Genomic DNA, 14,410 nt, shown 5'->3' with positions numbered 1-14,410 from the left:
TCCTCCGGCTCGCGCGATGGGTCACGCGGCGACAAGTCGCACGGGCAGCGCGTCGTAGCCCCAGATCAGGATCGACCGCGTCCGCCGCGGCGGGCCGGTCAGCTCTGCGCCACGGACCCGCCGCAGCAGTTCCTCGAACAGGACGGTGAGCTCCCGCGTGGCGAGTGCCGCGCCGAGGCAGTAGTGGGGCCCGGCCGCGAAGGCGAGGTGGGGATTGGGCCGCCGGGTCACGTCGAATCGGTCGGGGTCCGGGAACATGGCGTCGTCGCGGTTGCCCGCGGCCAGCCACAGCGCCACCGGGTCGCCGGGTGCCAGCGCGTGACCGGCGATCTCCACCGGGGCGGTGGCGGTGCGCAACACGTGCATCGCGGGGCTGGTGAACCGCAGGATCTCCTGCACCGCGGTCGGCAGCAGATCCGGGTCCTCGCGCAACGACTCCCACTGCGATGGACTCCGCACCAGCGCCAGCAGGCCGCCGACGCTCGCGTGCCGTGTGGTCTCGTTGCCTCCCGACACGAGCCCGTCGCAGTTGAGGAAGATCTCCTCATCGGTGAGGGGCACGCCGTCGACCGTGCCGTGCGCCAGCGCGGTGACGATGTCCTCCTGGGGTTCGCGTCTGCGGCGGGCCAGCAGTTCCTCGTAGTACGAAAGGATGTCCACGTGTGCCGCGGCCGACGCGAGCGGGTCGGCCTCCGCGTCTGTTCCCGCACCGAAGGCCACCATGGTGCGGTCCAGCATGAAGTCCCGGTCGCCGGGCGGCACGCCGAGCATGTCGCAGATCACCGCGAGCGGCAGCCTGGCCGCGACCCGGGTGAAGTCGCACTCGCCGGCCTCCAGGGCCTCGTCCAGTACGGCGGTGACCGTGTCGCGCATGGTGCGCTCCAGCCGGGCCACCATGCGCGGGGTGAAGGCGCCGCTGACGATCCGTCGGATCCCGCCGTGCCGCGGCGGATCGGTGATGATCAGCATCTTGCCCGAGGCTTCGGCCGTCGCGGCGGGGTTCTGGTCCAGCCGCATGCCCTGCTGCGAGGTGAAGTTCTTGGTGTCCTTGACGACCCGGGAGATCTCGGCATGCGACAGCACGGCGTGGAACCGACGGCCGTCGTACTCGCCCTCGTGCACGGAAGCTGTCTGCCGCATCCGCTGCCAGAGCTCCTCGGGGCGTCCCTGAGCGTAGAGGTCCGGGTCGCAGAGCTCCAGTGAGCAGGGCGCGGTGACCGGTCGACCACGTGGCATACCGATGGCTCCTGGGGTGAGGGGACGAGCCGATTGTGTCCGGCGCCCGTCCTCGGGAGAACCCCAGAAGTTTTCCCCGGGTTCGCGACCGATTCCGGGGGTGCCGACCGAAACTCTGGGGGTGCGGTGAGCGACGTATCGGCTGCCGAGCCTTTCCATTCGAGAGGACGGGCCGCCTCTCCGAAGACCAAGGCCCATACCCTAGTTCGACCCTCGAAAATCATCCTGGACGCTCGGGCAGGCATCGTGTAATCTGAGTTCGCTCCTGCGTTCAGAAGTAAAATTGAGTAAATCAGCGTAAATCAGCAGTGAAATGTTCTCGGCCAGGCGATACGGGGAAGCACTGACCGTGGTAACTCACTTATTCGACAGCACACGCACCGAACTTCTCGAACGGCAAACGGAAATATCCGAGATCGAAAGAAAACTCGACGATCTGCGCGGCGGATTCGGTGGAGTTATCGCAGTCGAAGGTGCACCAGGGACAGGCAAGTCAAGCCTCCTGCATCTCCTGCACGGCAAGGCCGTCGACAACAAATTCCTGGTACTCCATGCAAGAGGAAACGAATTCGAGGGCTCGTTCGCCCTGGGAGCCGTCGCGCAACTCATTGAATCCGCAGCCGAGGACTCTCCGCGCGGAGATGCCCCCGCCCGACTGCACGGCTCGCGCATCGCGCGCCTACTGCACGGCGAACTGCCCGACGAGACGCACGCAGCGGAATGGCACGCACTGCTCCACGAGTTGCACCGCGTCTTTCTCGACCTCGCCAGTGACCAGCGCCTCGTACTCGTGGTCGACGACGCGCAATTGGCCGATCTGCCCTCGTTGCGGTTCCTCAGTTACCTCGCCGCCCGTGTCGGGCGCAGCCCCATCGTGCTGACCGTCGCCGTGGAGCCCCGCGGCCCCAGTCCGGCCGCCGACCTGCTGGGCTCCGTGGTCACTTCCTTCGAGTCGACGGTGCTCCGGCCGGCGCCGCTGAGCCTGCGGGCCCTCGAGCAGGTCGTCGCGGAGACCGTCGGCGGACCGGACCCCACGTCGGTCGCCGAGTCGATCTTCGAGGCGACCGACGGCAACCCGATGCTGGTGCGAGCCGTGCTCGACGAGGCGGCCACCGCCCCCGGGCGACCGGCCAGGACCGGCCGGGACTGGCTGACCAGACGCGCGCCCCGGAGTCTCATGCGCTGGATCATCCGCAAGCTGCGCAGCCTGCCGGGTCCGTCCCTCGAACTGGCCCAGGCGGTCGCGGTGCTGGGCCGAGCGACGGAACCGTGGGTGGTGGAACGGACCACCGGCGACACCGACGCCGGAGTCGAGAAGGCACTCGCCGCACTGATCGACGCGGAGATCCTGCTCGACGGCCCGGTGCTGCGGTTCGCGCAACCGCTGGTGCGCACAGCGGTCCAGGACAGCACCCCGCTGCTCACCCGCGGCCAGCTGCACGCCCGCGCGGCGCGGGCGCTGGCCACCACCGGGGCCTCGCCGGAGCAGATCGCCGGACATCTGCTGGAAGCGCCCGCTCAGGGCGATCAGCGGACCGTCAGAAGCCTGCTGGACGCGGCCGCGGCGGCGACAGCGCGGGGCGGCGAGCGGGAGACCATCCCTTACCTGCGCCGTGCCCTGCGCGAGCCACCGGCCGACCGCGACCTGCCGAGGGTCCTGACCCGCCTCGGCACGGCGGAACTGTCGGTCGACCACGAGGCGGCCGCCGGACACCTCAGGGAAGCGCTGGAGCACACGTCCGACCCGGACGCCCGCGGCGCCGTCGCGCGGGACCTGGCCTGGGCGCTCGCGGCCGGTTCCCGGTTCGAGGAGGCCGTCACCGTGCTGGCCGACACGATGGTCGACCTTCCGATGGGGGATGCCGTCGCGGATCTGGACGACACGCTGTCCTGGATCGGCAGGCTGTCCCCCGGGGCCCGTGATCTCCGCCGACAACGCCTGGCCCAGATCCAGGAGCAGTCGGCCGGAACAAGCTCCAACGGAAGAGTTCACGTCCTCCTCGACCAACTGTGGAACGGAACGGACGCCACGCGCATGGCGGACTCGGCCGACGACGTGCTGCGCCGGGCGGGCCTGCCGGCCGAGAACGGCGTCGGGTGGGGTGCGGCCCTCACCGCGACCTGGTCCCTGGCGGTCTGCGACCGGCTACCGGAAGCACGCCGCGCCGTACGGGCACTGGCTGACGAGTCCCGGCGTCGCGGCGTCCACCTGTTCCACCTCGACCACTGCCTGCAGGCGTACGTCGAGCTGCGGCTCGGGCAGGTGTCCGCCGCCGCCGGGCTCGCCGCTACGGCCCTGGAGGCGAGCGAGTCGGCGGGCCGCCCCACGATCGCGCAACCGATGGCGGCGGCGGCCCTGGTCGAGGCGCTGATCGAGCAGGGCGACCTGGAGCGGGCCACCACTGAGCTGTCGGCACGTGAGCTGCTCGCCGTCGAGGGCGACACAACCGCCCACCTCCCCCTGCTGCGTGCCCGCGGACGGCTGCGGCTCGCGCTCGGACAGACCGACGCGGGGGTGGCCGACCTGGTGAGGGGACGAGGACTCGACGCGGACCTCGGCCCGGCGGCGGGGTCGGTCGGTACGTGGGCCCTGGTGATCACGGCCCTCCACCGCAGCGGACGGGTGCGGGAGGCGCGCGAGCTGGGCGAGGAGGAGCTCGCCCGTGCGTACGCCTTCGGAGCCGCCCGCCCCCTGGCCGTCGTGTTGCGGGCCCTGGCCTCGACCGCGGCCCCGGACCGGGCCCTGCGCCTGCTGGAGGAGGCCGTCGACCTGCTGGACGGCTCACCGGCACTCCTCGAACGGGCCCACACTCTGTACCTCCATGGCAGGGCGCTGGGCAGAGCCGGCAGGACATCGACGGCACGCGAGCAGCTCCGGCTCGCCGTCGAGCTGGCCGGTGACTGCGGGGCGTACCCCCTGCACAGCCGCGCCCGGGAGGAGTTGCTGGCGCTCGGCACCCCGGCACGCGGCCCGGGCCGCCGCAAGCGGTCTCCGTCCACGCTGACGCCCGCCGAAGAGCGGGTGGCGGCCCTGGCCGCCGAGGGCCTGAGCAACCGGGACATCTCGCAGGCGCTCTTCGTGACGGTCAAGACAGTGGAGTGGCACCTCACGCAGGCCTACCGGAAGCTCGGCGTCGACTCACGGGAGAACCTCCCCTGCGCGCTCGGCGCCTCGTCCCCGGAGCCCCACTGAGGCGCGGGACAGCGAGGATCAACCTGCCGCCCAGGACGGTAGGTTGGCGCGTCATGAAGTATTTCGGCCAGGACATACTCACCGTCGCCGACCAGCTCTCCGAGGCGTACGCGGAGGTCTTCGGGGTGCCGCCGTGGGAGGACCGGGAGCCGGAGGCGACCAGGGTGGAGTTCCGGGAGCGACTGGAGAAGGACGCGCTTCGCCCCGGATTCCGCGCCGTACTGGCGCTGTCCGACACCGGTGAGGTCGACGGCTTCGCCACGGGGTGGATCACCCAGGCCCCGTTCCGCGCCGACCGCGCCTATCCGAAGGTGACCCGACGGCTCGGCGCGGACCGCGTGAACCAACTGCTGGTGGGCGCCCTGGAGATCGACGAACTGGGAGTGCGGGCACGCGCGCGTGGCGGCGGTCTCGGGCAACGGCTCCTGTCCGCGCTCACCGCCACCGCACCTGATGGCCGGGCGTGGTTGCTGACCTGGAATCAGGCGCACGACGCCGTGGCGTTCTACCGCCGCATCGGCTGGCAGGAGCTCGAACCGGTGCCGGGCGACGAGACGGACGTCGTGGTGTTCCTCTCGACGAGCGTCCGCCGCCCCACGTTCACCTGACAGTCGTACGGCGTTCGACGCGGGGCCCAACTGTGGCCGCTGTCGTCGAACTTGCTCCTCAGGAGGCCCTGATGTCCCCGTACGCCACCGGCCGGCGCCGCGTCCACCGTTCCCTCGCCGTGGGTGTGCCGCTGGCGGTGGTGGCCGCCGCGCTGGTGGCGGCAGGGCCGACCTCGGGGTCGACGACCACGGCCCCGTACGTCACCCGTACGGCCACGCTCGGCGACATCCCGCTCGGCACGTTCAGTAACGCGCTGCTGCCGGGCACGGTGGCCGACGACCGGGGCGTGGACCTCGGTGGCATCGGCAGTGACATCTATCCGGCAGGCCGCAGGGGCGAGTTCTGGACGGTCACCGACCGCGGGCCCAACGGCCAGATCAAGGTGGACGGCACCAAGCGCCGTACCTTCCCCGTGCCCGGCTTCGACCCGGCGATCGTGAAGATCCGGGTTTCCGGTGACACCGTGAAGGTGCTGGACGCGATCCCGATCACCACCTCCTCCGGGAAGCCGGTCACCGGCCTGCCGAACCAGAAGGGCCGCGACGAGGCGCCGTACTCCTATGACGCGCGGACGCCCCTGCCGTACAACGCGAACGGGCTGGACACCGAGGGCGTCGTGCGGGCCGGGGACGGGAGTTTCTGGCTTGTCGAGGAGTACGGGCCCTCCCTGGTGCATGTCTCCGCGCGCGGGAGGGTGCTGGCGCGCTATGTGCCCGAGGGGCTGAACCTCACGGGCGCGGACTACCCGGTCGTGGAGGCGCTGCCGTCCGTCCTGCTGCACCGGAAGATCAACCGGGGCTTCGAGGGACTCGCCCAACTGCCCGGCGGTGACCTGGTGATGGCCGTGCAGAGTCCGCTGTCCCTTCCTGACGGGGACGCGGGGGACGCCTCGCGCACCACGCGGCTGCTGCGCTTCTCGCCGAAGAAGGAGGCGGTCACCGCCGAGTACGCGTACCGCTTCGACCCGGTGAACGTGGTGGACCCGAGCGAGGACGACACCTCGGAGCTGAAGATCTCTTCGGTGGTCGCCGTGGGCTGGGACCGGCTGCTGGTCGAGGAGCGCACGGACAAGGCCGCGCGGCTGCAGATCGTGCGCCTGGGACGCGAGGCGAACATTCTGGGCGGCCCCTGGGACGACGACACGACCTCCCCGTCGCTGGAGCAGCTCGACGACCCGGCCGCCTCCGGTGTGCCCGTCCTGGCCAAGCGCCTGGTCGTCGACCTGGGCACGGTCGACGGCGTGCCCGGGAAGATCGAGGGCGTCGCGCGCGTGGATCGCTACACCCTCGCCCTGATCAACGACAACGACTTCGGCATGACGGACGGCACCGGCGCGTTCGACGCGAACGGCCGGCTCGTGGACAGCGGCGTCGAGACGAGCGTGACGTACGTGCGGCTGCCGCGCGGGATCTGATCCCAGGACCGTGAGAGTGCGGCACGCGCGCGTGCCGCACGCAACACGTCGCCCTACGGCAGGTCGACATCCAGCGACGGCAGCAGTGACTCGATGTCGCTCGGGAAGCCGCTCGGCAGTTCGCTCGGGAATCCCGAGGGCAGCGAAGGCACCTCGCTGGGCAGTCTGCTGGGCAACTCGGTCGGGATGTCCAGGGACGGCCGCGGAGTGCCGCTCGTGCTGCTCTCGGCGGGCGTCTTCTCGTCCGGCGAATCGTCGCCTCCCGAGGCGACCAGCACCACGGCGACGACGACGGCGACGCCCACGAGTGCGGCGATCAGGATGAACAGCGGATTGCGGCGCCGTCCGGGGCCGCCGTCCGGTGGCTGCTGTGGCGGCGGCCAGTCACCGTACGACGGTGGTCCGAAACCACCGCCCGGAGGCGGCGTCCCACCCGGAGGCCCGGGCGGCTGAGGCGGTACGGGCGGCATGGCCATACCGTCAAGCCTCCCCGCGGACCGGGGCGGCGCGCGACCCCCGCACGGCGGTTGATACGGACTCATGGCATGGATCGCATGGTTCCGGAGCATTCCGCGCGGGGACCGTCCGACAGCCGCCTCTCACCGGCACGCGCGCGTGGTCAGCCGCGCGCCCCCAGCAGATGGTCCATGGCCAGCTGGTCGAGCCGCTCGAAGGCCATCCCGCGCGCGGCGGTCGCCTCCACGTCGAACTCCTCGAAGGCCGAGCGGTCGGCGAGCAGCGCCTGCAGACCGTCCGCGGCCGTCGGCTGCGCCAGCTCGTCCAGTCGCGAGGCACGCAGGGCCTCCTGGACCTCCGGGTCGGCACGGAAGGCGGCCGCACGGTCCTTCAGGATGAGGTAGTTGCGCATGCAGCCCGCGGCCGACGCCCACACGCCGTCCAGGTCCTCGGTCCGCGGCGGCTTGAAGTCGAAGTGGCGGGGCCCGGCGTAACCGGCGCTCTCCAGGAGGTCGACCAGCCAGAACGCGGATCGCAGGTCGCCGGCGCCGAAGCGCAGGTCCTGGTCGTACTTGATGCCGGACTGGCCGTTGAGGTCGATGTGGAAGAGCTTGCCCGCCCACAGAGCCTGCGCGATGCCGTGCGGGAAGTTCAGCCCGGCCATCTGCTCATGGCCGACCTCGGGGTTCACGCCGTACAGCTCGGGGCGCTCCAGGCGCTCGATGAACGCCAGGGCGTGGCCGACGGTGGGCAGCAGGATGTCGCCGCGCGGCTCGTTCGGCTTGGGCTCGATCGCGAACTTCAGGTCGTAGCCCTGGGAGATGACGTACTCGCCGAGGAGGTCGAAAGCCTCCTTCATACGGTCCAGAGCGACGCGTACGTCCTTGGCGGCGCCGGACTCGGCACCCTCCCGGCCGCCCCAGGCGACGTAGGTCTTGGCCCCGAGCTCTACCGCCAGGTCGACGTTGCGGATCGTCTTGCGCAGGGCGTAGCGCCGCACGTCACGGTCGTTCGCCGTGAAGGCGCCGTCCTTGAAGACGGGGTGCGTGAAGAGGTTCGTCGTGGCCATCGGCACGGTCATGCCGGTCGTGTCGAGCGCCTGACGGAAGCGCTTGATGTGGGACTCGCGCTCGGTGTCCGAGGACCCGAAGGGGATCAGGTCGTCGTCGTGGAAGGTGACTCCGTAGGCGCCGAGCTCGGCCAGGCGCTGCACCGACTCGACGGGGTCGAGGGCGCGCCGCGTGGCGTCGCCGAACGGGTCCCTTCCCTGCCAGCCGACGGTCCACAGGCCGAAGGTGAACCTGTCCTCGGGGGTGGGCTGGTAGTTCATGCCGCGGCTCCCTTGCTCGCTTGCGACTGTTGCTCACGACTATTTCGTCATGGCGCTTTACAAATTAGTATGCGGAGGCATCTCTGGGAAGAGACATGGTGTCTTTCGTCAGACACGAGCCAGACATGAGCCACGCGTGAGCCGCGGAAACGTGAGCCGCAGAAGAGGGAGAGCCCGATGTCAGCAGCCGAGGGTCCGCTCGTCGTCGGCGTGGACACGTCCACCCAGTCCACCAAGGCACTGGTCGTCGACGCGTCCACCGGTGAGGTCGTCGCGAGCGGCCAGGCGCCGCACACCGTGTCCTCCGGGGCGGGCCGGGAGAGCGATCCGCGCCAGTGGTGGGACGCCCTGTGCGAGGCCCTGCGCCAGTGCGGTGACGCGGCGCACGAGGCCGCGGCGGTGTCGATCGGCGGCCAGCAGCACGGGCTCGTCACGCTGGACGCCCAGGGCGATCCGGTACGCCCCGCCCTGCTGTGGAACGACGTGCGCTCGGCGCCGCAGGCACGCCGGCTGACCGAGGAGCTGGGCGGCGCGAAGTTCTGGGCCGAGCGCACCGGGCTCGTCCCCGCACCGTCCTTCACGGTCACGAAGTGGGCCTGGCTGGCCGAGCACGAGCCGGACGCGGTCCGCGCCACCAAGGCCGTACGCCTCCCCCACGACTACCTCACCGAACGCCTCACCGGGGAGGGCACGACCGATCGCGGTGACGCGTCCGGGACAGGCTGGTGGGCGTCCGGGTCCGAGGCGTACGACGAGGAGATCCTCGCGCACGTCGGGCTCGACCCCGCCCTCCTGCCGCGCGTGGTACGGCCCGGCGAAGTCGCGGGCACCGTGCGCGACAGCCATGACCTGCCCTTCTCCAAGGGCACCCTGGTCGCCCCGGGCACCGGCGACAACGCCGCCGCCGCGCTGGGCCTCGGACTGCGTCCCGGCACCCCGGTGCTGAGCCTGGGCACCTCGGGCACGGTGTACGCGGTGTCGAAGCGGCGCCCCACCGACCCGACCGGAACCGTGGCCGGCTTCGCCGACGCGCACGGCGACTGGCTGCCGCTGGCCTGCACCCTGAACTGCACGCTCGCCGTCGACCGCGTCGCTTCCCTGCTGGGCCTGGACCGCGAGGCCGTGGAGCCCGCCACCGGCATCACCCTGCTGCCCTATCTGGACGGCGAACGCACACCCGCCCTCCCCCACGCCTCCGGCCTGCTGCACGGCCTGCGCCATGACACCACCGCGGGCCAGCTCCTCCAGGCCGCCTACGACGGCGCCGTGCACGCGCTCCTGGGCGCGCTCGACCTGGTCCTCGGCGAAGACGACGAGGACGCGGACCGTTCGGCCCCGCTGCTGCTGATCGGCGGCGGCGCCCGGGGCACGGCCTGGCAGCAGACCGTACGACGGCTGTCGGGACGCCCCGTGCAGGTGCCCGAGGCCAAGGAACTGGTCGCGCTCGGCGCCGCCGCCCAGGCGGCCGGCCTGCTGACCGGCGAGGATCCGGCCGCGGTGGCCCGGCGCTGGCGGACCGCCGAGGGTCCGGTGCTGGACGCGGTGGAGCGGGACGAGGCGACCCTGGCGAGGATCTCCGGGGTACTCTCCGACGCGGCCCCGCTGCTCGAGCGGAGCGCGGAGAACCACTGAGGACGACGGAGGAATGACCGCACCGCTGCACGAGGCCCGCCCGGGAGGAACCGGGCGCGCGCTGCCCGACACACAACAGGGCATGCGCCGGCGCAACCTCGCCCGGGTGATGCACACCGTCAGTGCCGAGGGGCCGCTCTCCCGTGCCGCCGTCGCCTCACGCATCGGGCTGACCCGTGCCGCGGTGTCGACCCTCGTCGACGAGCTGATCCGCTCGGGCCTGCTGGAGGAGCTGGGCCCCGAGCGGCCCGGCCGGGTGGGAAGGCCCGGCTCGGCGCTCGCCGTCAGCGGACACGGGCCGGCGGGGATCGGCGCGGAGGTCGGCGTGGATCACCTCGCGGTGTGCGCGGTCGATCTGCGCGGAGAGGTGCGGGCGCGGGCCGTGCGGTACGGCACGAACCGTGGGCGCTCGCCCCTTCCGGTGATCGAGGAGCTCACCGAGCTGGTGGGCCGGATCGTCGCCGAGGCCGAGCGTGAGGGCCTGTGGCCGGCCGGGCTCGCCGTGGCCGTGCCGGGCCTGGTGGCACGCGACGCGCGAACGGTCGTACGCGCCCCGAACCTCGACTGGCACGACACCGACCTCGGCGCCCTGCTGCCCGCGCATCTCCCGCTGACCGTCGACAACGAGGCCAACTTCGGCGCGCTCGCCGAACTCCGGCTCGGCGAGGGCACCCCGAGCGACTTCCTGCATGTGTCCGCCGAGATCGGCATCGGCGCGGCGGTCGTCGTGGACGGGCGACTGCTGCGCGGGACACGGGGTTTCGCGGGCGAGCTGGGGCATGTGCCGGTCCGTCCGGACGGGCCCGCGTGTCCGTGCGGAGGCCGCGGGTGTCTGGAGCAGTACGCCGGTGAGGAGGCGGTGCTGCGAGCGGCCGGTCTGGAACTGGGCGAGGACCGCGTCGGGCTGCTCGCGGGGCGCGCCGCGGACGGCGACCCGGACGTACGACGTGCGCTGCGCGACGCGGGAGAGGCGCTCGGCATCGCGCTGACGGGGGCCGTCAATCTGCTGGACCCCGAGGGCGTGGTGCTGGGCGGCGCGCTGGCCGGGCTCGCGCCGTGGCTGCTGCCCTCGCTGGAAGCCGAGTTGGCCCGCCGGACAGCGGGGCCCGCATGTCCCGTGGCCGTGTCGCGACTGGGCCCGCAGGGGCCGTTGCTGGGTGCCGCGCACTCGGTCGTACGGGCGGTGCTCGACGATCCGGCGGCCGTGGCCGAACGCGCCTGATCGACGGATGCCCCAGCGGCAGCAGCCGAACTTGCCTGGTCACAGCCCGACTTCACCCGGCCGGGTGAGCGAGTTTTCCACAATGCCGGGCCTGTCCACGGATACACGGCATGCGCTGCTGTCCCACCCGTATGCGACGTACCTTGATGCACCGGCCCTTCCACCGAACGGAGCTGTGCAGCGATGAGCGACCCCCGGATTCTGACCGTGCGCCCCGAACCGGGCGAGTACGCCTGGACGTTCGGCGGAGTGCCACCCGTGGCCCGGATCGCGCCGGGCACGGTCCTCGATCTCTATACGGAGGACTGCTTCGCCGGACGTGTGCGGTCCGAGAAGGACCTGGTGTCACAGGTGTGCGAGTTCCCGTTCCTCAACCCGCAGACCGGCCCCTTCCACATCGAGGGCGCGGAGCCGGGCGACACCGTCGCCGTGCACTTCGTGTCGATCGAACCGGCCCGGGACTGGGCCGCGTCGACCACCGTCCCGCTGTTCGGCGCGCTCACCTCGACGCACACCACGGCCACGTTGCAGCCGCCGCTTCCGGAGACGGTCTGGATCTGGCAGCTCGACCGTACCCGCCGCACGGCCCTGTTCCGGGCGCACGACAGCGACATCGAGGCCGAGCTGCCCCTCGACCCGATGCACGGCACCGTGGGCGTGGCTCCCGCCAACCTGGAAGTGCGCTCGGCCCTGGTGCCCGACGCGCACGGCGGCAACATGGACACACCCGAGATGCGAGCCGGCGTCACCTGCTATCTCGGGGTGAACGTCGAGGGCGCTCTGCTCAGCCTCGGAGACGGCCACGCCCGGCAGGGCGAGGGCGAGACCTGCGGAGTCGCCGTCGAGTGCGCGATGAACACGGTGGTGGTCGTCGAGCTGCTCAAGGGACTCGCCACGCCCTGGCCGCGCATCGAGTCGGACAGCCACATCATCTCGACGGGCTCGGCGCGCCCGCTGGAGGACGCGTTCCGGATATCCCAGCTCGACCTGGTGCGGTGGCTGGTGCGCGACTACGGCTTCAGTGAGCTGGACGCGTACCAATTCGCGACCCAGTGCGTCGAGTCGCCGTTGGCCAATGTGTGCGACACCAACTACACCTGCGTGGCCAAGCTCCGCAAGCAGTGGCTGCCCGCGCGCGAGACTCATCGCGGCGTGCATGCTCGGCTGCGGGAGACGGCAGCGACCCTGCGCAACTGAGCATGACTTCCTCACCATCGAAAGGCACGGCCCCCATGGAACGGGCAAGACCGCTCCCCACGCGACGCCGGCTGCTGAAGGGCGCCGCCCTGGCCGCCGTACCGTACGCGCTGCTCCCCGACGCGCCCGCCGGAGCGCGCGTCCAGGCCGTCGACCACCCGTCGGCCGAGTGGCAGCCGGCGACCAGCTCCAACTACACGGCGGCAGAACCAGCTACGGGTCGAGTGGTCGACCGCGTGATCATCCATGTCACGCAGGCGACCTTCACCACCACCCTGTCCATCTTCCAGAACCCGAAGAAGGAGGTGTCCGCGCACTACGTCGTCCGCTCGTCCGACGGTCATGTGGCGCAGTGCGTCCGGGAGTCCGACATCGCCTGGCACGCGGGGAACTGGGAGTACAACACGAACAGCATCGGCATCGAGCACGAGGGCTGGGTGGACCGGCCCGCCCACTTCACCGACGTGATGTACGAGGAGTCGGCCGCGCTCACCGCGGCGATCTGCACCAGACACGGCATCCCGAGGGACCGCGCGCACATCATCGGACACCACGAGGTGCCGGGCACGGATCACACCGATCCCGGACCGAACTGGGACTGGGCGCGCTATCTGAGACTGGTCGGTCGAGCCTGACCGGGTGCCACACGCCTCGTTCGGGTGGCCCCGGTCGAAGTGGTTGTCCACGCGCGCACCCGGAGTGACGATGTCCCCAGCCGCATCGCCGTCCGGGAGGCCGAGTTGACCGATCCATGGGTGGCCCTGGAACCGGGGGCGGACCCTGCCGAGCGTGTGCGGATGCTGCGTCGTGCGCATGAGACGTTCACCGAGGCGGGCACGGTGCCGCGGCCGGTGCGTGCGGTGGTGGCCGACTCATGGCGGCGTTCCGTGCGGGCGGGGGTCGGACCCGACGGCACGGCGAGGGTGGAGCTCGCGGACGGTGACCTCGGTGCCTATCGGGCCGAGCATCCGCTGGCACGGGTGATGCCGCTGATCCGGGAGCTCATGGGCACGTTCGCGGCCGACGGCGAGCATCTGCTCGCGGTGTGCGACGCCCGCGGCAGGCTGCTGTGGGTCGAGGGCCATCCGACGACCCGGCGACGGGCGGACCGGATGAACTTCGTGCCCGGCGCGCGCTGGGCGGAGACCGCGGTCGGCACGAACGCGCCGGGCACGGCAGTCGCCGTCGACCGTCCGGTGCAGGTCTTCGCCGCCGAGCACTTCATCCGGCGGGTGCAGCCCTGGACCTGCGCGGCGGCTCCGGTGCACGATCCGCGCACCGGGCGGGTGCTGGGCGCGGTGGACATCACCGGCGGGGACGGGCTCGCGCATCCGCACAGCCTGGGCTTCGTCCAGGCGGTCGCTCGGGCCGCCGAGTCCCAGCTGGCCCTGCTCCCCGAGGGGCAACCGGTCGCCGGCACACCCGAGTTGAGCGCCCTGGGCCGCGATGAGGCACTGCTCGTCTCGGGAGGTCGCCGGCTCAGGCTGAGCCGTCGGCACAGCGAGATCCTGGTGCTGCTGGCCCGCCATCCGGAGGGGCTGACCGGCGACGAATTGCTGTGCGCGCTGTACGAGGACGAGTCGGTGCCACCGGTGACGCTGCGCGCCGAACTGGCCCGGCTGCGCAGACTTCTCGGCCCCGGGCTGCTGGCCTCGCGGCCCTACCGGCTGACCCTGCCGGTCGAGTCCGACGTCGCCGTCGTCGAGCGGCGCCTGGAGACCGGTGCGGTCACGGCAGCGGTGACGGCGTATACCGGGCCGCTGCTGCCCGCCTCGCAGGCACCGGCCGTGGCGCGGCTGAGGCACCGCCTGGCCGACGGCCTCCGGACGGCACTGATCACCCGCGGCGACCCCGACCTGCTGGCCGACTGGGCACACGCGGCGTGGGGCGAGGACGACCTCGAGGTCTGGCGCGCGCTGGCCGCCGTACGCCCAACCGCAGCGGTCCGCTCGCGGCTGGCCGCGCTGGAGTCGGAGCTGTCGGCACCGACCGACCGGCCACGCGCCGACCGGCCACGCAGGCCGGTCCGCTGACCGGACGCCACGCGCGGCCGGCTCACCTCAGCACCGGCCACGCAACGTACTCGCAACGTCCCCGTCCCTACCCTCGCGCCGAGAGCTG

At 71.8% G+C, this 14,410-nt stretch carries 11 protein-coding genes; 8 read left to right on the top strand and 3 right to left on the bottom strand.

Going from position 1 to position 14,410, the window contains the following annotated elements; translation table 11 throughout:
* Positions 1-21: 21 nt before the first annotated feature.
* Complete coding sequence (locus KCH48_RS06680) at positions 22-1,236, bottom strand: cytochrome P450 (protein WP_210571198.1); 1,215 nt, start codon at positions 1,234-1,236, stop codon at positions 22-24.
* Between the two features lie 349 nt (positions 1,237-1,585).
* Between KCH48_RS06680 and KCH48_RS06675 the strand changes: the two genes are divergently transcribed.
* From KCH48_RS06675 to KCH48_RS06665, 3 genes are all read left to right on the top strand, one after another.
* Positions 1,586-4,429, top strand: a complete 2,844-nt coding sequence (locus tag KCH48_RS06675) for an AAA family ATPase (RefSeq protein WP_210571197.1) — start codon at positions 1,586-1,588, stop codon at positions 4,427-4,429.
* A 53-nt stretch (positions 4,430-4,482) separates the two neighbouring features.
* Positions 4,483-5,037: a GNAT family N-acetyltransferase gene (locus KCH48_RS06670; protein WP_210571196.1), complete on the top strand. Its 555-nt coding sequence runs from the start codon at positions 4,483-4,485 to the stop codon at positions 5,035-5,037.
* A 71-nt stretch (positions 5,038-5,108) separates the two neighbouring features.
* Positions 5,109-6,452, top strand: a complete 1,344-nt coding sequence (locus tag KCH48_RS06665; protein WP_210571195.1) for an esterase-like activity of phytase family protein — start codon at positions 5,109-5,111, stop codon at positions 6,450-6,452.
* A 53-nt stretch (positions 6,453-6,505) separates the two neighbouring features.
* Here the strand turns inward: KCH48_RS06665 and KCH48_RS06660 are convergent, their stop codons facing one another.
* Entirely contained in the window at positions 6,506-6,928 is a 423-nt protein-coding gene (locus KCH48_RS06660) for a hypothetical protein (RefSeq protein ID WP_210571194.1), read from the bottom strand.
* Between the two features lie 143 nt (positions 6,929-7,071).
* Complete coding sequence (gene xylA, locus KCH48_RS06655) at positions 7,072-8,238, bottom strand: xylose isomerase (RefSeq protein WP_210571193.1); 1,167 nt, start codon at positions 8,236-8,238, stop codon at positions 7,072-7,074.
* A 177-nt stretch (positions 8,239-8,415) separates the two neighbouring features.
* On the opposite strand from xylA, the gene xylB reads away from it, so the two are divergent.
* The 5 genes from xylB (at position 8,416) to KCH48_RS06630 (ending at position 14,322) form a co-directional block, all read left to right on the top strand.
* Positions 8,416-9,870: a xylulokinase gene (gene xylB / locus KCH48_RS06650; protein WP_210571192.1), complete on the top strand. Its 1,455-nt coding sequence runs from the start codon at positions 8,416-8,418 to the stop codon at positions 9,868-9,870.
* Positions 9,871-9,883: 13 nt separating this feature from the next.
* A complete protein-coding gene (locus tag KCH48_RS06645; protein ID WP_210571191.1) occupies positions 9,884-11,092 on the top strand; it encodes an ROK family transcriptional regulator in 1,209 nt (402 codons plus the stop codon).
* A 183-nt stretch (positions 11,093-11,275) separates the two neighbouring features.
* Positions 11,276-12,289, top strand: a complete 1,014-nt coding sequence (locus KCH48_RS06640) for an acetamidase/formamidase family protein (protein WP_210571190.1) — start codon at positions 11,276-11,278, stop codon at positions 12,287-12,289.
* 35 nt (positions 12,290-12,324) lie between these two features.
* Positions 12,325-12,924, top strand: a complete 600-nt coding sequence (locus KCH48_RS06635; RefSeq protein ID WP_210571189.1) for an N-acetylmuramoyl-L-alanine amidase — start codon at positions 12,325-12,327, stop codon at positions 12,922-12,924.
* Between the two features lie 105 nt (positions 12,925-13,029).
* Positions 13,030-14,322, top strand: a complete 1,293-nt coding sequence (locus KCH48_RS06630; RefSeq protein ID WP_210571188.1) for a GAF domain-containing protein — start codon at positions 13,030-13,032, stop codon at positions 14,320-14,322.
* The last annotated feature ends 88 nt before the right edge of the window (positions 14,323-14,410 follow it).

Origin of the sequence: Streptomyces sp. GESEQ-4, from assembly GCF_017948455.1 — a bacterium.
Lineage (GTDB): Bacteria > Actinomycetota > Actinomycetes > Streptomycetales > Streptomycetaceae > Streptomyces.
Note: the sequence above shows the minus strand (reverse complement) of the source record. Positions and strands in the feature narration are given on the sequence as shown.